Raw genomic sequence first — 23,209 nt, forward strand, 5'->3', positions numbered from 1 at the left:
ACCATCACCGGTGCGAGTGCATCATTGTGTTATGGATCTAGACAAGGCTCGTGAATTCACCCGGACCAACCACCGGGCCGTCATGCTCACCCAGTACCCTGACGGCCGGCCGCAGATGTCACCGGTCACTGTCGGCTGCGACGAGGACGGGTACATCGTGGTCAGCAGCCGCGAGACCGCGATCAAGACCCGCAACCTCCGCAAGCATCCGCAGACGTTCCTCACCGTGATGACGGACGCCTTCTACGGTCCGTGGATCCAGGTCGAGGGCACCGTCGAGATCATCTCGCTGCCGGAGGCGATGGACCATCTGGTCGACTACTACCGGCGCGTCAGCGGGGAGCACCCCGACTGGGACGACTACCGTTCCGCGATGGTCCGGGAGAAGCGGGTGATCATTCGAATCACGCCCACCCGCGCCGGCCCGGACCACCACGGCTGACAGAACACCGATCAGGCGAGCCGCTCCAGGACCATCGCCATGCCCTGGCCGCCGCCCACGCACATCGTCTCGAGACCGATGGTCTTGTCGTGGAAACGGAGGCTGTTGATCAATGTGGAAGTGAGTCGGGCGCCCGTCATGCCGAACGGGTGCCCGACCGCGATGGCTCCGCCGTTCACGTTGAGGCGGTCGATGTCGATGCCGAGCTCCCGGTACGACGGGATGACCTGGGCGGCGAACGCCTCGTTGATCTCGACGAGGTCCACGTCGCCGATGGACATCCCGGCCCGGGCGAGGGCCTGCCGGGAGGCCTCGATCGGCCCGAGACCCATGATCTCGGGGGAGAGCCCGGTGACGCCGGTCGAGACGATCCGTGCCAGCGGCGTGATCCCCAGCTCCGCTGCCTTGGTGTCGCTCATCACGATCACCGCGGCCGCCCCGTCGTTCAGCGGGCAGCAGTTGCCGGCCGTGATCGTGCCATCGGGACGGAAGACCGGCTTGAGCTGGGAGACCGCCTCGTACGTCGTCCCGGCGCGCGGGCCGTCGTCCTTGCTGGCCACGCTCCCGTCGGGAAGCGTGACCGGGGTGATGTCGCCGGCCCAGAAGCCGTTCGCGATCGCCTTCTCCGCGAGGTTCTGCGACCGTACGCCGAACTCGTCCTGGTCCTGCCGCGACACCCCCTTCAGCGCCGCCACGTTCTCCGCGGTCTGCCCCATCGCGATGTAGATGTCGGGCAGGATGCCGTCCTCGCGCGGGTCGTGCCACACCGGGACGCCGCCCTTCTTGGCCTCTTCCGTCCGCGCCTGCGCCTCTTCGAAGACCGGGTTCTTGGTGTCTTCGAGTGAGTCCGAGTTGCCCTTCACGAACCGGGAGACCATCTCAACCCCGGCCGAGATGAACACGTCGCCCTCGCCTGCCTTGATCGCGTGGAACGCCATCCGGGTCGTCTGCAGCGAGGACGAGCAGTAACGGGTGATGGTGGTGCCCGGCACACCGTCGAGGCCGAGCAGCACCGCCACCACACGTGCCATGTTGTAGCCCTGCTCGCCGCCGGGCAGGCCGCACCCGAGCATCAGGTCGTCCACGTCACGCGGGTCGAGCTGTGGCACCTTGGCCAGCGCGGCCTGGATCATCTGGACGGTCAGGTCGTCGGGACGGACGTCCTTGAGCGACCCCTTGAACGCGCGGCCGATCGGCGACCGCGCGGTCGCCACGATGACTGCCTCGGGCATGTGGCCCTCCCCTTGCTTCTACGCCACCGGTTCCGGTGGCCTTCTTGGCAGGAGGTTACCCTTTGGTCCGGAACAATCTTCGGGTGGTCACCCGTACATGCCGGGAGTGGTGGCGGTGCCGTCCTTGACGGCGTGTATCGCGCCCTTCTCGTCCCGCCACAACCGCCAGCCGCCCTGGCTGCCGGTGAACCACGCGGGCGGCGCGGTCGACGAGGTGATCCGCTTGCCGGTGGCGAGGTCGAACTCGCACAGCGCGGCGATCGAGTAGAACCCGGGGGTCATCCCGCGTAGCGGCAGCGGTTTGGGGTCGGTCACGCAGAACGACCACCCGCTGGCCCCCTTCACCGGGGTCGGTTCCCCGCTGGAGAGATCGAAGACCGAGCCGGCCTTGTCCCGCTTGAGGAAGCCCAGCTTGTCCATGCCCTGGGGGAACGCCAGCCACCAGCCCGAGCCCGGCACCTGACCCGGGGTGATCTGGCCGAGCACCCGCCCCGTCTCCGCGTCGAGCCGGGCGAAGCCGCCGTACTGCCCCTGCTCGTCCACCGGACGGACCACCGGCGCGAACGCCGGGTTGCCGCTGGGGTAGACGCGGACCACCGACGGCCGCATCCAGTCGACCACGCCGTTCGCGAGCCGTACGGAGAACAGCCCGAACGTCGAGGTCTCCTTGGTCTGCGGATTGGTGTAGGGGGCGACGTAGCCGACGAGCTTGTCGCCGGTCGCGCCGAAGGCCCAGCCGCCGGACAGGTCGACCCCCGGGCCGAGGGCCTGCTCGATCGGGAGCTGCCAGACCGCCTTGCCGTCCTTCAGTTCGTGCGCCTCGACCACCGGGTGGGACGCGAGCCGCAGCAGCACGACGCGGTTGCGGTCCGACCACTCGACCTCCGAGATGCCGGGCAGCCGCCACAGTGTCTTACCGGTCTGGGGCTCCAGGACGACCATGCGGGCCGACGAGAGTTCGGTGTCCTCCGAGAGGCAGACGTACGGCCCGCAGCGTTGGGGGCCGAAGGTCGAGTGGATGGGCCGGGTCCACAGTTGGCGTCCGGTGCGCGCGTCCCTGGCGGTGAGGGTGGCCCGCTGCTTGCTCTGTTTGTCCTTGTTGTTCTGGCTGTTCTGGTCGCTTGAGGGGGTGAGGGCGACGACCACGGCCCGGCCGCCGCCGATCTCGACGGTGGCGGGGGCCTGCACCCCCATCCCCGGCAGGCGGCCGGTCATCGTCGTCGGCTGGGCCCACAGCTTCCGGCCGCTGGCCAGGTCGAGGACCACGGTCTCCAGCATGCCGTCGGACTTCATCGAGGTGGCCGCCGCCACGCCGGCTCCCATCGTGGCGCGGCTGACGGCGTTCACCTGCGCGTTATCCCAGGTGGGGTGGTCCGTTTCCGCGTCACCGCCGGAACAGCCTGCCAGCGCCCCGGTTGCCAGCAGGACGGTGGTGGTGAGGGTCAGAACGGGTCTCGGGTGGGGCCGGGTCATATCGCTCCTACAGAGGGGTGCCACAGGGGGTCATGGCCTGGCCGCGGAAAGTAGTCGGACTCAGCCGTTCGACAGCGGCCCAGACCGTCGGCGCAGCAGGGCGGCCCGTCGTCCAGGGGGGCCGACCGCCTCGCCGGCGCCCCGGGTCGCGGTGACCTCGGTGCCGGGTTCCTCTACGGCCATTGCCGCCAGTTGCGATCCTTTACCGCGCAGGGGTTCTGACTCGGGCCACAACCCCAACGCGGCGCATACAGACGGTAGCACCGCGTACGCGGATTGTAGGTAACCTTGGGCAGATGGATGATAACGATCAGGTCCGAACATCTCGGCCGGGTTGGCCTCGAACTCGGGCCCCAGGAGGTCGGCGAAGGCCACGGTCCGGCCGCCCGCCTCGATGACGGCGACTGTCTGGGCGGCCGCGAGCAGACGGGACCAGCGCCGGGTCACCCAGCGCAGCGGCTGGGCGATCGGGCGGATCGTGCCCAGGTCGGGGCAGGTCCCGACGACCACCTCCGCGCCGGCCTCGCGTAGCCGCCGCACCGCCGCCTGCAGGTGCCGTACGGCACGGGCCGGCGAAGTCGCGCTCGTCACGTCGTTGGCGCCGATGAAGACGACGGCGATGTCGGGGCCTTCCTCGATGGCCCGGTCGATCTGCCCGTCCAGATGGACCGACTCGGCGCCGGACTCGCCGTACACGTGCAGCCGCACGGGGCGCTCGGCGACGGTGGCGAGGCCGAGCGCGATGTTGACGGCGGGGGTGTCGGCCGGGTCGGTCAATCCCAGGCCGACGGCGGTGGAGTCGCCGAGCATGACCATGCTGATCGGCTCCCCGGGGGCGGCGTCGCCGGGGAGCGGCCCGTAGACGCCGTCCGAGGCGGGGCCGGTCTCGCCGTGCGGACGGCCGACGATCTTGCGGGCGACCATCGCCTCCGCGATGAGCAGCCCGTACGTGAGCGCGCCGAGTGCGGTCAGGCCGCCACCCCCCAGTGCGGCGGCGGTGGCGATGCGCCGTGCGGCACGGGCCGCTCCCGACGTCCAGAACACGGTTCTCCCCTCGGCTGGCGGTACGGTTTGGGAGAGAAATTAGCCGAGCCCCGGCCACCCCTACGGGACTTCGGCGGCGGGCAGGCTGACAAAGCTTCGGTAATCAAGGTGGTCTTCTCGGTGCGCGTACACGACTCGCTGGTCGAGCTGATGGGCAACACGCCGCTCGTCCGGCTGCGCAAGGTGGCGGCCGGCGCGCCCGCCCAGGTGCTGGCCAAGGTGGAGTACTTCAACCCGGGCGGTTCGGTCAAGGACCGGATCGCGCTGCGGATGATCGAGGCCGCCGAGCGGAGCGGCGCGCTCAGGCCCGGCGGGACGATCGTCGAGCCGACCTCCGGCAACACGGGCGTCGGGCTGGCCATCGTCGCGCAGGAGAAGGGCTACCGCTGCCTGTTCGTGTGCCCGGACAAGGTGGCCCAGGACAAGATCGCCGTGCTGCGCGCGTACGGGGCCGAGGTCGTGGTGTGCCCGACCGCCGTCTCGCCCGACCATCCGGACTCGTACTACTCGGTCTCCGACCGGCTGGCCAGGGAGACGCCGAACGCCTGGAAGCCGGACCAGTACTCCAACCCCGACAACCCGGCGAGTCACTATCACTCGACGGGCCCGGAGATCTGGGAGCAGACCGAGGGAAGGATCACCCACTTCGTCGCCGGCATCGGGACCGGCGGCACGATCAGCGGCACCGGGAAGTACCTCAAGGAGGTCTCCGGCGGCAAGGTGAAGATCATCGGTGCGGACCCGGAGGGGTCGGTCTACTCCGGTGGCACCGGCCGTCCCTACCTCGTGGAGGGTGTCGGCGAGGACATCTGGCCGGCCACCTACGACGCGACGATCTGCGACGAGGTCATCGCGGTCTCCGACCGGGACTCCTTCCTCATGACGCGCCGACTGGCCCGGGAGGAGGCGCTGCTCGTCGGCGGATCGTGCGGGATGGCCGTCGTGGCGGCGCTGCGGGTGGCGCAGAAGGCCGGGCCGGACGACGTCGTCGTGGTGCTGCTGCCGGACGGCGGGCGCGGATACCTGTCGAAGATCTTCAATGACGAGTGGATGGCCGACTACGGGTTCCTCACCACCTCGAGCGAGGAGGGGCTGGTCGGTGACGTACTCGGCCGCAAGAAGTCGGGGCTGCCGCAGTTCGTCCACGTGCACCCGCACGAGTCGGTCGGCACCGCCATCTCGATCATGCGTGAGTACGGGGTGTCCCAGTTGCCGGTGATGAAGGAGGAGCCCCCGGTAATGGCGGCCGAGGTCGTCGGCTCGATCGTCGAGCGGGACCTTCTGGAGGGCCTCTACCGCGGCAAGGTGCGTTCGGAGGACCGTCTCGACGACCACATGTCCGCGCCGCTGCCCATGATCGGTTCTGGGGAGCCGGTGGCCCGGGCGGTCGAGGCGCTGCAGAAGGCCGACGCGGCCGTGGTGCTCGACGACGGCAAGCCCGTCGGCCTGATCACCCGGCAGGACCTCCTCGCCTTCCTGGCCATCCACTAAGCCCCCTTCGCCACCCCCCACCCCCCCACCCCCATGCCGTGATCTTGCGAATACTTGCACACGGGGCCCTGATCAGGGCATCCCCCTTTCGTGATCTTGCAGTTTCTCGCAATCCTATGCACTGAGCAGCGAAAATGCCGTTCATGATCTTGCACTCGCTAGTGCAAGATCATGAACGGCATTTTCGCAGTTCAGGTGGCTCGCCTGCGAGAAACTGCAAGATCACGGGTACGGGGGGGCTTCTGCGGTGGCTAGTCTCGACGGCATGAACCATGGCTTCGAAACGCTGGCCATCCACGCAGGCCAGGAGGCTGACCCGCACACCGGTGCCGTTGTGCCGCCCATCTACGCCGTCTCGACCTACAAGCAGGACGGCGTGGGCGGGCTGCGGGCCGGATACGAATACAGCCGATCGGCGAACCCGACCCGGACCGCGCTGGAGGAGGCGATCGCCGCCGTGGAGGGCGGTGTCCGCGGTCTCGCGTTCGCGTCCGGCCTGGCGGCCGAGGACACGCTGCTTCGCACGGTGTGCCGGCCCGGCGACCATGTCCTGATCCCCGACGACGCGTACGGCGGCACCTACCGGCTGTTCGCCAAGGTGCTGGAGGGCTGGGGCCTGTCCTTCGACCCGGTCCCGGTCGGCGACGTCGACGCCGTGCGCGCGGCCGTACGGCCGGAGACCAAGGCGATCTGGGTGGAGACCCCCACCAACCCGCTGCTGGGCATCGCGGACATCGCCGCGCTGGCGGAGGTCGCCCACGACGTGGATGCGCTGCTGCTGGTGGACAACACGTTCGCCTCGCCGTACCTACAGCAGCCGCTGGCGCTCGGTGCCGACGTGGTGGTCCACTCGACGACCAAGTACGTCGGGGGCCACTCCGACGTGGTCGGCGGCGCGCTGGTCGCCGGTTCGGCCGAGTTGGGGGAGCGGCTCGCCTACCACCAGAACGCGATGGGCGCGGTGGCCGGGCCGTTCGACGCGTGGCTGACCCTGCGCGGCCTGAAGACCCTGGGCGTACGGATGGACCGGCACTGCGACAACGCCGAGCGGGTGGCCGACCTGCTGCTGTCGCATCCGAAGGTGACCCAGGTGCTGTATCCGGGGCTGCCGGATCACCCCGGGCATGAGGTCGCGGCCAAGCAGATGCGGCGGTTCGGCGGCATGGTGTCGTTCCGTGTCGCCGGCGGCGAGGAGGCCGCGGTCGAGATCTGCGACCGGACCAGGCTCTTCACGCTCGGAGAGTCGCTCGGCGGTGTCGAGTCGCTGATCGAGCACCCCGGCCGGATGACCCACGCGTCGGCCGCCGGGTCGCCGCTGGAGGTCCCCGCCGATCTCGTCCGGCTGTCCGTCGGCATCGAGACCGTCGACGACCTCCTCGCCGACCTCTCCGAAGCCCTGGGCTGAGGCGCCAGGGCGCTAGCTTCCGCTCCGCGCCGGGGCGGCACGGCCCGGCGCGGCGGAACCGGCGGCGGGCAGCCACCGTTCGCACAGCAGGACGGCGAGCGCCGCCGCGGTCAGCACGGCGGCGGCCACGGTCACACTCCGGACGCCCGTGTGGTCGATGAGTGCGCCGCCGAGCAGCGAGCCGCCCGCGATGCCGACGTTGAAGGCCGACCCGGTGCCGGCGGAGGCCATGTCCGTGCTGCCCGGGGCCACCTGCAGCCCGCGGCTCGCGATGGCGGCGGCCAGCGCGCTGAACGACAGGCCCGTGACGCAGAGGGCCGCCACCGCCACCGGGCGTACGGCCCCGAAGGCGTACAGGGTGAGCAGCGCGCCGGTGATGAGGGTCAGCGGTGCGAGCAGCGCCGTACGGGGCCTGGTGTCGATCAGCCGGCCGATCGCGATCGTCCCGCCGACGCCGGCGATCCCGGACGCGAGCAGCAGCGGGCTGAGCGCGGCCGGGGCGAAGCCGCTGAACTCCAGCAGGAACGGAGTGATGTAGGTGAATGCGGTGAGGTACCCGCCCACCCCGATCACGGTGGCGACGATGAGGAGGGCGTAGCGGCGGACGTCCGGGGTCACCCCCCGGTCCGGCCCGTGGCCGTCCGCACCCGCTCCCGCTCGCCGGCCGCCGGGCATCAGCGTCGCGATGGTGACGCAGGTGACGAGGCCGACCGCGGCGGTCAGGACCAGCGCGGTGCGCCAGCCGAACTGCTGGCCGAGCCAGGTGCCGGTCGGCACGCCGAGGACGGGGGCGAGGGCGCTGCCGATCGACATCCGGGCGATGGCCCGCCCCTGGAACTCCGGGGGGAACATCGCGGCCGCGGCCGGGGTCGCGACCGACCAGAAGAGCGCCTGGGTGGCCGCGACCAGCAGCCGCCCGCCGAGCAGCACCGGATAGTTCGGCGCCACCGCGGTCAGCAGCGTCCCGGCGACGAACACGCCCAGGGTGACGATCAGCAGCGTGCGCCGCGGCACCCGGTGGGTGAGCCGGGTGAGCGGCAGCGACGCCAGCACCACCACCGCGGCGTACCCGGTGACGAGCAGGCCCGTTTCGGCCTGCGACCGGTGCAGGTCGGCGGCCATCACCGTCAGCAGTCCGATGGGCAGCAGTTCGGCGGTGACATAGGTGAAGGCGCCGACGGCGAGGGCGACCAGCGCCCAGGTCGCACGGCGTCGCGACGTAAGGTGCACCCGATCCTCTTTCCCCCGTTTTCGGCCAAAAACGTTCTACCGGACACAGAGGGAAAGCGGGAATCGTTTACGGGTTGAAGAAGACCATGAGGGCGAGGATGACCAGCCAGATCAGGGCGGTGATGCCGGAGAGCGCGGCGATCCGCCCGGTCTGCACCTTGGCGTCGTCCTCCGTGGTCTCGGTGGACAGCGCCTGAATCGCGGTGCGCTGATCACGCTCAATGATCATCAATAGCACCGCCGCCACGACGAACAGCGTCATCGACGCGGACAGGTAGGGTCGGCCCAGTACGCCACTGCCCAGCAGCATGCCGAAGAGGAACACGCCCAGCGTCAGCAGCCCGAACAGCCGGGTGGAGCGGTTGAGGTAGCGCAGCACGTTGAGGTCGCGTGCGCGGATGTAGCGAGGGGTGACGCTTGTCACCGCCGTGAGCGGCCCGATCGCGAAGATCGCGAATCCCACGTGCAGCCACAGCAGCAGGTCAGAGAACGACATGTGCCGAGGTTATCGCCCTTCGATCGGCCCGATCGTCCCGAACGGCGTCGTCGGCGTTCGGCGTCCCCGCGGCGGGCGATGATCTGCCCTCTGGATGGGTGAGGAAAGCTGCGGCGGAGGATCCGGCGAGGGTAAATGCCTCGCGAGATTCGCCGGGGTGACCGCCTGGCGGTGCGTCAGCGGCGGGTGCGGGCGCGGAGGAAATCACTCACCACGTATTCGCCGAGGCGGTCGGCGTCGGGGGAGAAGACCCGGCCGCCGTTGCGCCGGGCGATCTCGTCGACGAAATCGCGCAGCCGGTCGTCGGGGGCGAGCATGAAGATGTTGATGGTGGCCCGCCGCCTGGTCATCTTGTCGACTTCGGCGAGGGTCAGCGTCAGGGTCTCCGGCGACGGCGGCCAGTCGAACCGCGGCACGCCGCTCGGCATGAGGTGCGCGGTCGGCTCGCCGTCGGTGACCACCAGGACGACCGGTTCGAAATCGGGGTGCCGGTCGAGGTGGCGGCCCGCGATCAGCAGTGCGTGATGCAGGTTGGTGCCCTGCACCATGTCCCACTCCAGCGCGGCGAGCTCGTCGGCCCGCAGCACCCGCGCGTAGTTCGAGAACCCGATGATCTGCACGGCGTCCTGGGGGAACTTGGCGGCCACCAGCGCCTGGAGCGCGAGCGCCGTCTGCTTGGCCGCCGCCCAGGTGCCGCGCAGGGCCATCGAATAGCTCAGGTCGACCAGCAGGCACACCGCCGCGGCGCTTCTGCGCTCGGTCTCGGCCACCTCGAAGTCGTCCACGGACAGGGTCACCGGGGACCGGCCGCCGCGCCGTACGGCGTTGACGACCGTGCGCACGACGTCGATGGGCTGCTCGTCACCGAACCGCCAGGGCCGGCTGGACCCGGTCGGCTCTCCGGCCGTGCCGGCGTCACGCTGGTCGTGATCGCCGCGGCGGCCCGACTCCAGTGACGAGAACACCCGGCGCAGCGCGGTCTCGCCCAGCCGGCGCACGGCCTTCGGGGTGAGCTCGAGCTTGCCGCGATGCCGCCGAAGGTAACCCTGGGCCTCCAGCTCCCGTTCGACCCGCCGCAGGGCCTCCAGATCGTCCACGGCCGACCGGCCGAGTGCCCGGCGGACCGCCTCCTCGTCGATGTCGTCGAGCCGCGCGCCGGGGTAGACCTGCCGGAGCGTGGTCTCCAGGTCGCCCAGGTCGGCGAGCTCCTCCAGGGCGCTCACCGCGTCGCCCATGTCCATCGGCTGATGGCCGGAGACCTGCTCCGGCGCCCCCCAGCCGATGTCGGGGCGGCGGGCCTGGAGGGCGTCGCCGAGACGGCGCATCTGCTCGGCCAGGCCGGCCTGTTCCAGCGTCTGCTCCATGAGCGCCGCCAGTTCGGCGCGCTGCCGCGGGGTCAGCGAGGCGAGCAGCCGCTGCGCGGCGGCGGCGCGGCGGGCGAGCTGGTCGACCAGCTCCTCCAAGTTCCGCGGGTTTTCAGGGAACATGTCCCCGTATTTCCGCATGAACTGGTCAAAGTCCTCCTGGGTGTGCTCGCCCCGCGCGTCCCGGTCCAGCATGTCGCTCAGTTCGGACGTCATCTGGCGGACGCGCTCCATCGCCGCCGGATCCGGGTCGGCCAGCGCCTCGCGCATGCCGCGGAACCGGCTGTCGAGCACCTCCCGGCGCAGCAGGTCGCGCAGCTCCTCGAAGGTCCGCCGGGCGGCGGCCGAGCGCCAGCCGTAGCCGGCCAGCTCCCGGATCGCGCGGGCGGGATCGGACGGCAGCGCGTCGAGGAGCGCCTCCCGGAACCGGCCGTCCTCATCCGGCGACAGTTCCGCCCGTTCCTGACCGATCGCCCTGTCCAGCAGCGCGCGAACCCGCTCCAGGGTGCCGTCGAGTCGCGTGTTCTCCCGCAGTTCGCCGCGGCGGCGCCGTACGGCCCGGAGGAGATCGTCCAGCCCGCGCCGGTCAGAGGCGCCGGGAAGGCCGCGCCGGAGCAGGTCGCGCAGCGCGTCGAGCGGCGTGGACCCCGACAGGATCGCGTCGCCCATGTCGTCGAGCGCCGAGCGCACGTCGTACGGCGGAGCCAGCGGGTCCGGCCCGGCGCTGTATCGCCGGTAGGCGTACGACCCGGTCATGTCCGGTAGACCGATCCCCCGGCCACCTCGTCCTTGGACAGCCGGCGCATCAGGTACAGCCCCTCCAGGGCGAACTCCAGGGCCGCCGCGGCGTGGCCCGGCGACTCGTCGCCCTCACCCATGCCCAGCCCGGCCATGATCTTCGAGAGTCCGTCGATCCGCCCGATCCGGCGCAGCAGTTCGTGCGCCGGCACCAGTTCGCCCGACTCGACCTGGGCGCCCTCGCCGAACCTGTCCAGCAGCGGCGTCAGGTCGGCCCCGCCGATCGTGACCCGGAACGTCTCGGCGGTCGCCCGGCGCAGCAGGTGGGCGAGCACCTCGGTCTCCCGGCCCTCCTCGCTGACCTCGAACTCGACCTTTCCGCGCAGCGTGTGCACCACCTGCGGCAGGTCGCAGACCCGGGTGACCGGCCGTTCCTCCCCGGTCAGCGCGGTCCGCCGTACGGCCGAGGCGGCGGCGGTCTCGGCGGCGGCGATGGAGAACCGGGCGGACACGCCGGAACGGGTGTCGACGGCGGTCGACTCGCGGACCAGCCGGGTGAACCTGGCGATCACCTCCAGCAGGTGATCGGGGAGGTCGGCGCCGAGCTCCCCGAGGGCGGCCTCCTGGCGGATCAGGGCCAGCTCGTCGTCGATGGTCCGGGGATAGTGGGTGCGGATCTCCGCGCCGAACCGGTCCTTCAGCGGGGTGATGATCCGGCCGCGGTTGGTGTAGTCCTCCGGGTTGGCGCTGGCGACCAACAGGATGTCGAGCGGCAGCCGCAGGTTGTAACCCCGGACCTGGATGTCCCGCTCCTCCAGCACGTTGAGCAGCGCGACCTGGATCCGCTCGGCCAGGTCGGGCAGCTCGTTGACCGAGAACACGCCGCGGTTCGTGCGCGGCACCAGGCCGTAGTGGACGGTCTCCGGATCGCCCAGCGTGCGTCCCTCGGCGATCTTCATGGGGTCGACGTCGCCGATCAGGTCGCCGACGGAGGTGTCCGGCGTGGCCAGCTTCTCGCCGTACCGGTCCTCCCGGCGGCGCCAGGCGACGGGCAGGTCGCCGCCGAGTTCGGCGGCGAGCCGCAGGCACCGCGCGCAGACCGGCGCGTACGGATGATCGTTGATCTCGCAGCCGGCCACGACCGGCGACCACTCGTCGAGCAGATCGACGATCGTGCGGATGAGCCGGGTCTTGCCCTGACCGCGCTCGCCGAGGAGCACCAGGTCGTGCCCCGCGATCAGGGCCCGTTCCAGGTGGGGCAGCACGGTCTCGTCGAAGCCGACGATGCCGGGGAACCGCGGCTCGCCCGAGCGTAGCCGGGCCAGGAGGTTCTCCCTGATCTCGGCCTTGACCGTGCGGTGCCGGTGGCCGCTGTCACGGAGTTCGCGCAGAGTGCCGGAAGCAGGCGTGGGCGATTTGTGCACCTGATGAGACTACGTCGCCACGTCGTGATCCGGCAGCCCGATCTCCCGTAATCCCATGAGGGTTGCGTGCGTCGATGCCCTTTCAGTGGGGAGAAATGGCCAAGAAGACTCTGACTGTTGATTGAGAGGGGCGAGACTATGGCGGTAATCACGAGCCGCTTCGCCGACGGTCTCGCCGTTGGCGCCAACCTGGTGGAGACGGCGGAGGCGGCCGTCCGCCGGGCGCTGGCCGGCCTGTCGGGCCCGCCTGACCTGGTGTGCTTCTTCATCTGCGGAGAGGATCCCGACGAAGTGACCCGGGCGGGGCTGCGGGCGATGGCCATGGCGCCGGAGGCCCGGGTGATCGGCTGCAGCGCGACCGGCGTGATCGGAGACGCCCAGGGAGTCGAGCTCCAGCCGTCCGTCAGTGCCTGGGCCGCGTCATTCGGCGGTGGCGGGGTGGCCACGTTCGCCCTGGACACGTTGCGGACCGCGGACAGGTTCGTGGTCGTGGGGCTGCCCGAGCGCGGCCCCGGTGACCGGGCGGCGATCCTGCTGGCGGATCCGTACACCTTTCCCGCCGACGCGTTCATCGAGCACTCGGGCGATGTGCTGGGCGACCTGCCGATCGTCGGCGGCCTGGCCAACGGGCTGGGCGGCCGGGGCTCGGTACGGCTGTTCGTCGACGGCGAGGTGCACACCGAAGGCGCGATCGGGGTCGTTCTCAGCGGTCCGGTGAACGTCGGCGCCGTGGTGAGCCAGGGCTGCCGCCCGATCGGGCCCTCCATGGTGGTCACGCGTGCCGAGGAGAACCTGCTGCTCGAACTGGCCGGCCAGCCCGCGCTGGGCCGCCTGGAGGACATCGTGAGCGCCCTCGACGAGGAGGACCGCGAACTGGTCGCCTCGGGGTTACAGATCGGCGTGGTCATGGACGAGTACGCCGAGCGGCACGAGCGGGGCGACTTCCTCATCCGGGGCGTCATCGGCATCGATCCCGAGCGCGAGGCCGTCGCGGTCGGCGACGTGCTGGACATCGGCAGGACCGTACGCTTCCAGGTCAGGGATGCCGAGACCGCCGACGAGGATCTCTACTCGCTGCTCGACGCGCATGTGCAGCGAGCCGGCCGGATCGACGGCGCGCTGCTGTTCTCCTGTAACGGCCGGGGTTCGGCGATGTTCGGGTCGGCCGATCATGACGCGCTCGCCGTACGGGACATGCTCGGCCCGATCGGGGTGGCGGGATTCTTCGCCGCCGGAGAGATGGGCCCGGTCAGCGGCCACAACCACGTACACGGCTTCACCGCATCCCTCCTGGTCTTCTCCGCCGGTCCGGCTCCCGGCCAGATGCTCAGGTGACGGACGCCCGGGTGACGGGCGCCTCGGCCGCGATCCTGCTTGACCCCACCCCGCGACGGGCACTGGGATGGGCACGTGACGGGATCTGTGCTGGCCGCCGACATCGGCGGCACGAAGCTCGCGGTGGGTCTGGTCGGGCCGGACGGACAGGTGGTCGCGGCCAGGCGCACGGCGACCCCGCCCGGCGGTGACGCGGAGACCCTGTGGGAGGCGCTGGCCGGGCTGATCGACCATTTGATCGACGATGTGGGCGCCCCCGAGGGCCTGGCCGGAGTGGGGGCCGGCTGCGGCGGCCCGATGACCTGGCCGGCCGGCGAGGTGTCGCCGCTCAACATCCCGGGCTGGCGGGGCTTCCCGCTCCGGGAGCGGCTGGCTCGGCGCTTTCCCGGTCTTCCGGTACGGATCCACAACGACGCCGTCTGCCTCGCGGTCGCCGAGCACTGGCGCGGCGCCGGGCGGGGGAGCGACAACATGCTGGGCATGGTCGTGTCCACCGGCGTCGGCGGCGGGCTGATCCTGGGCGGCCGGCTGATCGACGGCGGCACCGGCAACGCCGGGCACATCGGGCACGTGGTGGTCGAGCCCGGCGGGGTGCTGTGCGGGTGCGGCGCGCTCGGCTGCCTGGAGGCGGTCGCCCGGGGGCCGGGCCTCGCCGCCTGGGCGGTGGCCCGCGGCTGGTCACCGGGAGGCCTGCCGGAGCCGGGCACGGGGGAGCCGGGCAAGGGCGAGCCACGGACGGGCGGATACAGCGGAGGATACAGCGAGGCAGGCGCCGCGACCGGGCGACGGCTGGCCGCCGACGCGGCGGCCGGCGACGAGATCGCGCTGGCCGCGATGGCACGCGCCGGGCGGGCCCTCGGCATCGCGATCGCCTCGGCGACCAACCTCTGCGACCTCGACGTGGTGACCGTCGGCGGTGGGCTGTCCCAGGCGGGACCGCTGCTCTTCGATCCGCTTCGGGAGGCGCTGCGCGAGCACACCCGCATGGAGTTCGCCTCCCGGGTCCGTGTCGTCCCGGCCGAGCTCGGCCAGGACACCGGTCTCGTCGGCGCGGCCGCCCTCATCCTCGCCGCCGGTTCCTACTGGTCGGCCGACGCCTCCCGGGCGTCCGGAAACCGCAGGTGACCCATGACTCGCCGGCCCGCGTCCGGTGTGGTCGGACGCGGGCCGGCGCTGGGTGCGAGGCGGTGACCCGCCCGGACAGGGCCTGTCATCTGGTGGTGAAGACGGCGGCGTAGACGCCGTTCTCCATGTCGATCCAGGTCGGGTACAGGCCCTTGGCCGTCATCTCGTCGAACCGCGCCTGGTACTGCGCGGCGCTCAACCCGTGGAAGGCGTACCAGGTGCCGATCGTGTCCTTGCGCCAGACCGTCGTGTAGGACTTCCCGTCGGGACCGACCGCGATGGCGGACGGCCGGTATCCGGCCTGGACCTGGGCATCGAAGAGACGCTGGTACTGGGATGCGGGCGTGGCAGTCGTGAGGCTCCAGGTGATGCTGGACGGATTGTCCGCCCAGACCGCTACGTAGCGCGGGTTGGACGCCGTGCCGTACACATTGACCGAGACGGGGATGTAGCCGTTCTGCCGCGCGTAGAGGTTGGCCCCGCCGAATTCGCTGGTGCCGATGTTGTGACGGGAGAAGAACCTGCCCGTCTTCTTCTGGAAGAGGGCGGTGAATGAGGCTTGCGATCCGCTGCCCGTCGCACTCACCACGGTGGGCTGGTAGCCGTCCCCGGTGCTTTCGTCGAACAGTTTCTGATACCGGTCGGCGTCGATCCACTTCTGAAGCAGGTAGGCGGGACCGGGCTTGTTGTCCCAGAATCCAGCGAACTTTTCCTGTGACGCCTGCAGCCCGATTGAGACGGCCACGGGACGCAACCCCGCGCTCCTCATCCCCGGGGTGATATTGAGAATGGAGCTCAGGCCGTGGTAACCGCGGTACTGATAGGCGGTGGTGGTGGTGGTGGTGGCGGCGGCGGTGGCGGCGGCGGTGGCGGCCTGGGAGCTGTCCGCCGAGGCCGACGGGGAGGCCACCGAAACAGCGGCCAGGGCCAGCGTGACGGCTGCCATGATCTTGTGGGGAGTACGCATCGTCTTCTCCGTTGATTCTCGGGTCCGGGCTTTCCCGGGTCGCTGTGACACCTCATGTTTTACGGGCGCTCGCTTTCACTCCGGTTGCCACGGCCTTGACGGCGACCTGATTCACGGTCGCCGTCCTGTCGCCGGGAAAGACAGCCGCCCGCATCGTGCGGAGGTTCGTCACCTCCGGGGGGCGATCCTGCGAAGATTGACTCATGGCTGTCCCACAGGTGACGTACGACGATGTCGTCGCCGCACGCGAACTGCTCAAGGGCGTGGCCGTACAGACGCCCGTGCTCCACTCCCGGGTGCTGTCCGAGGCGGTCGGGGGGCCCGTACACCTCAAGTGCGAGAACATCCAGCGGGCCGGGTCGTTCAAGATTCGGGGCGCCTACGTCCGCATCGCGCGGCTCAGCGACGACGAGCGGGCCAGGGGCGTCGTGGCGGCCAGCGCGGGCAACCACGCCCAGGGCGTCGCGCTCGGTTCGACGCTGCTGGGGGCCAAGTCCACCGTCTACATGCCCGAGGGCGCCCCGCTGCCCAAGGTGGAGGCCACCCGGGCGTACGGCGCTGACGTCGTCTTCGCCGGGCACACGGTCGATCTGGCACTCCAGGCGGCGCAGGAGCATGCTGACCGGACCGGGGCGGTGTTCATCCACCCGTTTGACCATTCCGACGTCGTGGCCGGGCAGGGGACGATCGGGCTGGAGGTCCTCGAGCAGCTTCCCGAGGCGGCCACGATCGTGCTGCCGATCGGCGGCGGCGGCCTGGCGGCGGGCGTCGCGCTCGCGGTGAAGTCGCTGCGGCCGGGGATCAGGGTCATCGGCGTGCAGGCGGAGCGGGCCGCCGCCTATCCGGAGTCGCTCGCGGCCGGGCATCCGGTCATGGTCGAACCGGCCTCGACGATGGCGGACGGCATCGCGGTCGGACGGCCGGGCGCACTGCCGTTCGAGCTGATCCACTATCTGGTCGACCGGGTGGTCACGGTCTCGGAGGAGTCGCTGTCACGGGCGCTGCTGCTCTGCCTGGAGCGGTCGAAGCTGCTGGTCGAGCCCGCCGGGGTCGCCGGGGTCGCCGCGCTGCTCGACCAGCCGCACGCGTTCGATCCGCCGGTCGTCGCGGTGGTGTCCGGCGGCAACATCGACCCGCTGCTGCTCGCCCGGGTGCTGCGGCACGGCCTGGCGGCGGCCGGGCGCTACCTGGCCTTCCGGATCCGCCTGACCGACCGGCCGGGCGCGCTCGCCGCACTGCTTCACCGGCTGGCCGAGCTCGGGGTCAACGTGCTCGACGTCGTGCACGAGCGGGTGGGCTCCCGGCTGCACCTGGACGAGGTCGAGGTCCTGCTCCAGCTGGAGACCAGGGGGCCCAGGCACTGCGACGAGGTGCTCGCCGCCCTCCGCCGTGACGGCCACAAGCTGCTCTTCTCCTGAGCGGGCGGACTGGTCGGTCAGGCGACGACGGCGGGACGTCGCGGCTGGAACAGCCAGGCGTCGAAGAGAGCGGTCAGCTTCTTGCCGGACATCTGCTCGGCCAGCGCGACGAACTGCTCGGTCGTGACATTGCCGTACCGGTGCTCGGTGGTCCACTTCTTGAGCAGCGGGAAGAACACGGCGTCGCCGATCGCCTTGCGCAGGGCGTGCAGCGTCATCGCGCCGCGCACGTAGACGGAGTTGTTGAACAGGTCGGTGGCGCGGGCGTCGCCCGGCGGGTAGGTCCACATGGGGTCGGCGGCGTTCGCGTAGTAGCGCTTGAACAGCGCCTCGGCCGTGGCCTCGCCGCGGTGCTCGGCCCAGAGCCACTCCGCGTAGGTGGCGAAGCCCTCGTTCAGCCACAGGTCTTTCCACCGGGTGATGCTCACGCTGTCGCCGAACCACTGGTGGGCGAGCTCGTGGGCGATGATGCCGCTTTCGGGGGAGAATCCGCCGTAGATCGGCTTCGTCTGGTTCTCCAGCGCGTATCCCGAGGAGTAGTCGTCGATCACGCCGCCTGTCGAGGAGAACGGGTAGGGCCCGAACACGGTCGACCAGTAGTCGGTGATCTTCGCCGTCTCGGTGTAGAGGTTGTCGAGCGAGCCGTGGAAGGCGGGGGCGACGGCCGCGTAGACCGGCAGGCCCTTCTCGCTCTTTCCGGTGCGGATCTCGAACTTCCCGGTCGTCATCGTGGCGAGGTAGCTGGCCATCGGGTGCTTTTCCCGCCAGACGAACGTGGTCTTCCCGTCGACCGTCTTGGGCTCGCCGTCGAGCTCGCCGTTGGCGATCGCGGTCAGGCCGGCCGGCACGGTGATCTCGAAGTCGTACGTGGCCTTGTCGGCCGGGTGGTCGTTGGACGGGAACCAGGTCTTGGCCCCGTTCGGCTCGGAGGTCACGAACGACCCGTCGGCCGTCGCCACGAAGCCGTACGTGCCGAGGTTGACGTAGTCGCGGATCGGTTCCGGCAGGCCCGAGTAGTCGACCGTCACCTCGAACCTGTCGCCCTTGGAGATCCGGTACGCCGGTCGGATGGTCAGCTCGTCGTCCTGGCGGCCGAACCCGGCGGTCGCGCCGTCGACGGCCACCCGGCTCACCGTGAGCCCGCGCAGGTCGAGGTTGAACGAGGTCAGGTCCTGTACGGCCCTGGCCCGGATCGTCGCGCTGCCGGCCAGTCGCTTGGTCGCCGGGTCGTAGGACAGTCGCAGCCGGTAGTGCCGTACGTCGTAGCCGCCGTTGCCGTCCCCGGGGAAGGCGGGATCGCCGATGCCCGGTGCGCCGATCGTGCCCGAGGTGATCGCCCCGAACAGGCCGTCCCGTCCGCCGCCCGGATCGCCGCCCTGTACGGCGGCCGGGGTGGGCGCGGGGGTCGGTGCGGCCACCGCGCCCGAACACGCGGCGGTGACGGCGAGGACCGCGGCGGCGAGCGCGGCGGTCACTGAGGGTGTTGTGGGGCTACGGAGCGCGGACATGGCCAGGCCACCTTATGTGAGGAGGAGGACTTGGCTCGTTTGATCACCGCGCCGTTCGCCGATCAAAGCCGGAGAAGGGCAAAGAGTGTCCCATCCCCATGCGGACCCCTGGGCCGTGTCTGACAAATCACCCATAGCGTCATACGTCGGGTTGGGATTTCTCAGACACGGCCTCGTGCGCTCAGAGGTTGCCGCGCCGCTCCTGCTCGCGCTCGATGGCTTCGAACAGGGCCTTGAAGTTGCCCTTGCCGAACCCGAGCGAGCCGTGGCGCTCGATGAGCTCGAAGAACACCGTCGGGCGGTCCACCACGGGCTTGGTGAAGATCTGCAGCAGGTAGCCGTCCTCGTCGCGGTCGACCAGGATCCGCCGCTTCTTGAGCTCCTCGATCGGCGCCCGGACCTGGCCGATGCGGGCCCGCAACTCCGGGTCGTCATAGTAGGAGTCGGGCGTGTCGAGGAACTCCACGCCGGCCTTCCGCATGTAGTCCACCGTGGCCAGGATGTCGTTCGTGGCCAGGGCGATGTGCTGCACGCCGGGCCCGCCGTAGAACTCCAGGTACTCGTCGATCTGCGACTTGCGCTTGCCGACGGCGGGCTCGTTCAGCGGGAACTTGACCTTGCGGGTGCCGTCGGCGACGACCTTGGACATCAGCGCCGAGTAGTTCGTCGCGATGTCGTCGCCGATGAACTCCGCCATCTTGGTGAAGCCCATGACCCGCTCGTAGAACTCGACCCACTCGTCCATGCGCTCGACGTTGCCGACGCAGTGGTCGACGGCCTGGAAGAGCCTGCCGTTCCTGACGTCCGGGGCCGCGACGACGGGCTCGGCCGCCGAGTAACCGGGCAGGTAGGGGCCGTGGTAGCCGGACCGGTCGACGAGCGTGTGCCGGGTCTCGCCGTAGGCCGCGATCGCCGCGACCATCACCTTGCCGTGCTCGTCCTCCACGACGTACGGCTCGGCCAGCCCCCGGGCGCCCTGAGCGAGCGCGTGACGGTAGGCGGCCGGTACGTCCGGAACGTCCAGCGCGAGATCGATGACGCCGTCACCGTGCGCCGCCACGTGCTCGGCGACCGCCGTGCCCGGCCGTACGGAGCCGCGCAGCTCGAAGCGCGCTGAGCCGGACTCCAGCACGTACGCCACCTCGTCGGGGCTGCCGTTCTCCGGCCCGCGGTAGGCCGCCAGCCGCATCCCGAACGCCGTCGAGTAGTAGTGGGCGGCCTGCTTCGCGTTGCCGACCGCGAAGACGACCGCATCCATGCCGTTCACCGGAAAGACATCGTTCATAGCCACACTCTCAGACGGGGTAGCCAAATTGTGCAAGAGTGAGTTGAATTAGTGGACATTTTGTACACTCTGGGATCGTGACCGAAGGTAGAAGTTGTGACGATTGATCAGCTCGATTCGCGGATCGTCTCGCTGCTGCGGGCCGAGCCGCGCATCGGCGTGCTGGAATGCTCCCGGCGGCTCGGCGTGGCAAGGGGCACGGTCCAGGCCCGGCTCGACCGGCTGGCCGCCCGGGGGGTCATCACGGGGTACGGCCCCGACATCGACCCGGCCGCGCTCGGCTTCGACGTGACCGCGTTCGTGACGCTGCAGATCCGGCAGGTCGCAGGGCACGTGCCGGTCGCCGACCAGCTCGCCCTGATCCCCGAGATCCTGGAGGCCCACACGATCACCGGCGGCGGCGACATGCTGTGCCGGGTGGTCGCGCGCAACAACGCCGACCTCCAGCGTGTCATCGACCTGATCGTGGACGTTCAAGGCGTGGTACGGACATCGTCAGTGATCGCTCTCGACACGCCTGTGCCGTACCGGATCCTGCCGTTGGTACGCGCCGCCGGCGGATAGGCTTCCCCACCTGTCGCCAGGGGCTCGTTGTCGAGCACGGCCGGCCATCGTTTACCGTGGAACTCATCCGCCCAGCTCATAGGTGTACGCGGACGTTTCGGGGGGAAACGCGTGGACAGCGGCGACAGGGGCCCCATGCGCCGGGGTGGCTCCACGGACCACAACGACGGCACCGGTCCCACGCACGACACGGTTCCGATGCGGGTCGGGGATTCGGCACGGTCGCAGGTCAGTGGCGACGCCACGCCGCCGAAGGTTCGGCGGCGCCGGCGGGGGCTGCGCGTCCTCCTCCTCGCGATGATCTCGGGGCTCGTCGTGATGGCGGCGGCCATCGGCGCCGTCTGGTTACTCACCCCGATCCCCGACAGCACCCAGAAGCTGGCGACCGCCGAGGGATCGGTCATCTACTACCGCAACGGCAAGTCCATCCTCGCCAAGCAGGGGGTGAACCGGGAGAACGTCCCGCTGGCCCAGGTGCCGAAGCCGGTACGGGACGCCGTCATCGCGGCAGAGAACCGCACGTTCTACCGGGACAAGGGTGTATCGGTCTCGGGTAGCGCCCGCGCCATCTGGTCCACGCTCACGGGCCAGCAGCTCCAGGGCGGCTCGACGATCACCCAGCAGATGGTCCGCAACTACTACAGCGGACTCGGGCAGGAACGTTCCATCTCGCGCAAGCTCAAAGAGATCATGATCGCGCTGAAGGTGGACCGCTCGAAGTCGAAGGACTGGGTGCTGGAGCAGTACCTCAACACGATCTACTTCGGTCGCGGCGCGCACGGCGTCCAGGCCGCCGCGCGGGCCTACTTCGACACCGACGTGCAGAACCTGAACGTCGCCCAGGGCGCCTACCTCGCCGCGGTCATCCAGCAGCCCAGCCGGTTCGCCAACCCGACCGGAGACGTCCTGGAGACGGTCAGGGCGCGCTGGCGGTCGGTGATCGACGGCATGGTCGAGATCGGCGCGCTCAGCCGTGACGAGGCCGAGCGCCAGACGTTCCCCACGCTGGCCGCGCAGAAGCCGCCGCTGACCACGACCGGCCAGGACGGCTACATGCTGGCCCAGGTGCGCGCCGAGCTCAACCGGCTCGGCTACAGCGACGAGGACATCAACCAGGGCGGCCTGAAGATCACCACGACCTTCGACAAGAAGCTCATGCGGCTGGCCAGGAAGGCCGTCAAGTCGGTCCTGCCCGGCGACACCCCCAAGAAGATCCGCACCGGCCTGGCCGCGGTCGACCCGGCGACCGGCGAGGTCCGCGCGTTCTACGGCGGCGACTTCGAGACCACGCAGTACGACAACGCGTTCTCCGCCAAGGTCCAGGCCGGGTCGACGTTCAAGCCGTACACTCTGGCAGCCGCCCTCGAGGCGGGCTTCGGGCTCGACACCCGCGTCTACGGCGACTCGCCACTCGTGATCGGCAAAGACAAGATCCCCAACGCCGGCGGCAAGTCGTACGGCTCGGCCATCACGCTGGTCGACGCGACCCGCAGCTCGGTCAACACCGCGTTCGTGGACCTCGGGCAGAAGGTCGGCCTTGACAAGGTCGCGGCGGCGGCGGAGGCGGCCGGGATCCCGGCGGAGCAGATCGCCCAGCAGAAGGCCTACCCCACGTTCCCCCTCGGCACCGCGTCGGTGAGCGCCGTCCAGCAGGCGTCCGGATTCGCCACGTTCGCGGCCGGCGGCATCCACCGCGACGCCCACGTGATCCGTGCGGTGACCGACGCCGCCGGGAACACGCGGAAGTTCACCGCGCCGGAGCGGCGGGCGTTCAGCGAGAACACCGCCGCCGACGTGACCTACGCGCTCCAGCAGGTCGTACGCGGCGGCACCGGCACCGCCGCGTCCCTGCCCGACCGGCCGGTCGCCGGGAAGACCGGGACCACCGACGAGTCGGTCGCGGTCTGGTTCAACGGGTATGTCCCGCAACTGGCGGTCGCGGTGAACATGTTCCGCGACGACAACAAGCCGGTGCGGGTCCCCGGATGGGGTGAACTGTACGGCGGCACGCTGCCCGCGCAGATCTGGAATGCCTTCATGAGCGAGGCCATGGACGGCAAGCCGGTCAAGGAGTTCCCGCCACCCGTCACCTGGGATCCCAACAACTACTGGGACGGCTACGCCATGGGCCGGACGCCTGACGAGCGCGGAGTCGAGCTCGGTTACCCCGGCTACCCTGGCTACCCCGGTCCGTCCGGCTCGCCGGCGCCCGTCCCCTCCGCGCCCGGTACGGATGGTCCGTACGGCCAGGCCGGCCAGGGCGTCCCGGAGGCCGGTCCGGAGGGCCGGGCACCGGGTGACCAGAGCCGGGGTGACCAGACACCGGGCGGCCATCAAACCCCGGGCGGCCAGACAGGGGGCGGCCAGACAGGGGGCGGCGGCCAGAGCGCCAACCCGGTGGCCACGCCCGCCTCACAGCCGACGGCCGGCCGGTCGGGTGACTTTCCCGCAGCCGAACCCGCCCTCACCCCCCTGCTCGGCGCCACCCGCTGAGCGGCACCGTCCGCTTCGGTCAAGCCGAATGGCTCACCCGCCCCCAGCCATCCTTGAAACAACAATTGTGACGTCGGGATGCCAATTACTGATATCCCAAAGAGTGAGTCGGGAGCAGCGCCTCCGTAGTTCTGTAAGCTACCCAAACGGCTGTTGCCGTACATGTGAGGGGCGA

General features: G+C 70.4%; 18 protein-coding genes. 8 read left to right on the forward strand and 10 right to left on the reverse strand.

Translation table 11 applies throughout. The features are described 5' to 3' along the window. The first annotated feature begins 31 nt into the window (after nucleotides 1-31). The gene (locus ACFHYQ_RS06655) at nucleotides 32-442 is read left to right on the forward strand and encodes a PPOX class F420-dependent oxidoreductase (protein WP_394300190.1); all 411 of its coding nucleotides are present in this window, start codon (nucleotides 32-34) and stop codon (nucleotides 440-442) included. A gap of 11 nt (nucleotides 443-453) precedes the next feature. Here the strand turns inward: ACFHYQ_RS06655 and ACFHYQ_RS06660 are convergent, their stop codons facing one another. The 3 genes from ACFHYQ_RS06660 to ACFHYQ_RS06670 form a co-directional block, all read right to left on the reverse strand. Then, nucleotides 454-1,674, reverse strand: a complete 1,221-nt coding sequence (locus ACFHYQ_RS06660) for an acetyl-CoA C-acetyltransferase (protein ID WP_394300191.1) — start codon at nucleotides 1,672-1,674, stop codon at nucleotides 454-456. An 87-nt stretch (nucleotides 1,675-1,761) separates the two neighbouring features. Further along, entirely contained in the window at nucleotides 1,762-3,147 is a 1,386-nt protein-coding gene (locus ACFHYQ_RS06665; protein WP_394300192.1) for a PQQ-binding-like beta-propeller repeat protein, read from the reverse strand. Between the two features lie 60 nt (nucleotides 3,148-3,207). Beyond that, on the reverse strand, nucleotides 3,208-4,191 hold the full coding sequence (locus ACFHYQ_RS06670) for an SGNH/GDSL hydrolase family protein (protein WP_394300193.1): 984 nt from the start codon (nucleotides 4,189-4,191) through the stop codon (nucleotides 3,208-3,210). 120 nt (nucleotides 4,192-4,311) lie between these two features. Here ACFHYQ_RS06670 and ACFHYQ_RS06675 point away from each other — a divergent pair, with 120 nt between their 5' ends. Together ACFHYQ_RS06675 and ACFHYQ_RS06680 are read left to right on the forward strand one after the other, a co-directional pair. Further along, nucleotides 4,312-5,682: a cystathionine beta-synthase gene (locus ACFHYQ_RS06675; RefSeq protein WP_394300194.1), complete on the forward strand. Its 1,371-nt coding sequence runs from the start codon at nucleotides 4,312-4,314 to the stop codon at nucleotides 5,680-5,682. Between the two features lie 265 nt (nucleotides 5,683-5,947). Beyond that, nucleotides 5,948-7,087 (forward strand): cystathionine gamma-synthase, encoded by a 1,140-nt coding sequence (locus ACFHYQ_RS06680; RefSeq protein ID WP_394300195.1) that lies wholly within the window; start codon nucleotides 5,948-5,950, stop codon nucleotides 7,085-7,087. Between the two features lie 12 nt (nucleotides 7,088-7,099). On the opposite strand, the gene ACFHYQ_RS06685 is transcribed toward ACFHYQ_RS06680, so the two are convergent. The 4 genes from ACFHYQ_RS06685 to ACFHYQ_RS06700 form a co-directional block, all read right to left on the reverse strand. Continuing rightward, complete coding sequence (locus ACFHYQ_RS06685; protein ID WP_394300196.1) at nucleotides 7,100-8,317, reverse strand: MFS transporter; 1,218 nt, start codon at nucleotides 8,315-8,317, stop codon at nucleotides 7,100-7,102. Between the two features lie 67 nt (nucleotides 8,318-8,384). After that, entirely contained in the window at nucleotides 8,385-8,813 is a 429-nt protein-coding gene (locus tag ACFHYQ_RS06690) for a hypothetical protein (RefSeq protein WP_394300197.1), read from the reverse strand. A 176-nt stretch (nucleotides 8,814-8,989) separates the two neighbouring features. Further along, nucleotides 8,990-10,933, reverse strand: coding sequence for a vWA domain-containing protein (locus ACFHYQ_RS06695; protein ID WP_394300198.1), 1,944 nt, complete (start codon nucleotides 10,931-10,933; stop codon nucleotides 8,990-8,992). Beyond that, the gene (locus ACFHYQ_RS06700) at nucleotides 10,930-12,339 is read right to left on the reverse strand and encodes a sigma 54-interacting transcriptional regulator (protein WP_394300199.1); all 1,410 of its coding nucleotides are present in this window, start codon (nucleotides 12,337-12,339) and stop codon (nucleotides 10,930-10,932) included. Before ACFHYQ_RS06700 ends, ACFHYQ_RS06695 begins: the two co-directional genes overlap by 4 nt. Before the next feature lie 138 nt (nucleotides 12,340-12,477). Here ACFHYQ_RS06700 and ACFHYQ_RS06705 point away from each other — a divergent pair, with 138 nt between their 5' ends. Together ACFHYQ_RS06705 and ACFHYQ_RS06710 are read left to right on the forward strand one after the other, a co-directional pair. Beyond that, nucleotides 12,478-13,674 (forward strand): FIST signal transduction protein, encoded by a 1,197-nt coding sequence (locus ACFHYQ_RS06705; protein WP_394300200.1) that lies wholly within the window; start codon nucleotides 12,478-12,480, stop codon nucleotides 13,672-13,674. Between the two features lie 75 nt (nucleotides 13,675-13,749). Then, nucleotides 13,750-14,799: an ROK family protein gene (locus ACFHYQ_RS06710; protein ID WP_394300201.1), complete on the forward strand. Its 1,050-nt coding sequence runs from the start codon at nucleotides 13,750-13,752 to the stop codon at nucleotides 14,797-14,799. An 85-nt stretch (nucleotides 14,800-14,884) separates the two neighbouring features. Here the strand turns inward: ACFHYQ_RS06710 and ACFHYQ_RS06715 are convergent, their stop codons facing one another. Then, complete coding sequence (locus ACFHYQ_RS06715) at nucleotides 14,885-15,766, reverse strand: hypothetical protein (protein ID WP_394300202.1); 882 nt, start codon at nucleotides 15,764-15,766, stop codon at nucleotides 14,885-14,887. A 203-nt stretch (nucleotides 15,767-15,969) separates the two neighbouring features. Between ACFHYQ_RS06715 and ilvA the strand changes: the two genes are divergently transcribed. Further along, entirely contained in the window at nucleotides 15,970-17,184 is a 1,215-nt protein-coding gene (gene ilvA, locus ACFHYQ_RS06720; protein WP_394300203.1) for a threonine ammonia-lyase, read from the forward strand. A 17-nt stretch (nucleotides 17,185-17,201) separates the two neighbouring features. Here ilvA and ACFHYQ_RS06725 read toward each other — a convergent pair whose 3' ends face one another. Continuing rightward, the gene (locus ACFHYQ_RS06725; RefSeq protein WP_394300204.1) at nucleotides 17,202-18,692 is read right to left on the reverse strand and encodes a M1 family metallopeptidase; all 1,491 of its coding nucleotides are present in this window, start codon (nucleotides 18,690-18,692) and stop codon (nucleotides 17,202-17,204) included. A 181-nt stretch (nucleotides 18,693-18,873) separates the two neighbouring features. Then, the gene (hppD, locus tag ACFHYQ_RS06730; protein WP_394300205.1) at nucleotides 18,874-19,977 is read right to left on the reverse strand and encodes a 4-hydroxyphenylpyruvate dioxygenase; all 1,104 of its coding nucleotides are present in this window, start codon (nucleotides 19,975-19,977) and stop codon (nucleotides 18,874-18,876) included. A gap of 96 nt (nucleotides 19,978-20,073) precedes the next feature. On the opposite strand from hppD, the gene ACFHYQ_RS06735 reads away from it, so the two are divergent. Then, entirely contained in the window at nucleotides 20,074-20,541 is a 468-nt protein-coding gene (locus ACFHYQ_RS06735; protein WP_204018586.1) for an Lrp/AsnC family transcriptional regulator, read from the forward strand. Between the two features lie 111 nt (nucleotides 20,542-20,652). Further along, complete coding sequence (locus ACFHYQ_RS06740) at nucleotides 20,653-23,034, forward strand: transglycosylase domain-containing protein (protein ID WP_394300206.1); 2,382 nt, start codon at nucleotides 20,653-20,655, stop codon at nucleotides 23,032-23,034. The last annotated feature ends 175 nt before the right edge of the window (nucleotides 23,035-23,209 follow it).

Origin of the sequence: Sphaerimonospora cavernae (assembly GCF_042435035.1) — a bacterium.
Classification (GTDB): Bacteria; Actinomycetota; Actinomycetes; order Streptosporangiales; family Streptosporangiaceae; genus Sphaerimonospora; species Sphaerimonospora cavernae.

Coding starts and splice junctions, on each gene's coding strand:
- ACFHYQ_RS06655 (WP_394300190.1), top strand. CDS start 32: ATGGATCTAGACAAGGCTCGTGAATTCACCCGGACCAACCACCGGGCC.
- ACFHYQ_RS06660 (WP_394300191.1), bottom strand. CDS start 1,674: ATGCCCGAGGCAGTCATCGTGGCGACCGCGCGGTCGCCGATCGGCCGC.
- ACFHYQ_RS06665 (WP_394300192.1), bottom strand. CDS start 3,147: ATGACCCGGCCCCACCCGAGACCCGTTCTGACCCTCACCACCACCGTC.
- ACFHYQ_RS06680 (WP_394300195.1), top strand. CDS start 5,948: ATGAACCATGGCTTCGAAACGCTGGCCATCCACGCAGGCCAGGAGGCT.
- ACFHYQ_RS06690 (WP_394300197.1), bottom strand. CDS start 8,813: ATGTCGTTCTCTGACCTGCTGCTGTGGCTGCACGTGGGATTCGCGATC.
- ACFHYQ_RS06695 (WP_394300198.1), bottom strand. CDS start 10,933: ATGACCGGGTCGTACGCCTACCGGCGATACAGCGCCGGGCCGGACCCG.
- ACFHYQ_RS06705 (WP_394300200.1), top strand. CDS start 12,478: ATGGCGGTAATCACGAGCCGCTTCGCCGACGGTCTCGCCGTTGGCGCC.
- ACFHYQ_RS06715 (WP_394300202.1), bottom strand. CDS start 15,766: ATGCGTACTCCCCACAAGATCATGGCAGCCGTCACGCTGGCCCTGGCC.
- ilvA (WP_394300203.1), top strand. CDS start 15,970: ATGGCTGTCCCACAGGTGACGTACGACGATGTCGTCGCCGCACGCGAA.
- ACFHYQ_RS06725 (WP_394300204.1), bottom strand. CDS start 18,692: ATGTCCGCGCTCCGTAGCCCCACAACACCCTCAGTGACCGCCGCGCTC.
- hppD (WP_394300205.1), bottom strand. CDS start 19,977: ATGAACGATGTCTTTCCGGTGAACGGCATGGATGCGGTCGTCTTCGCG.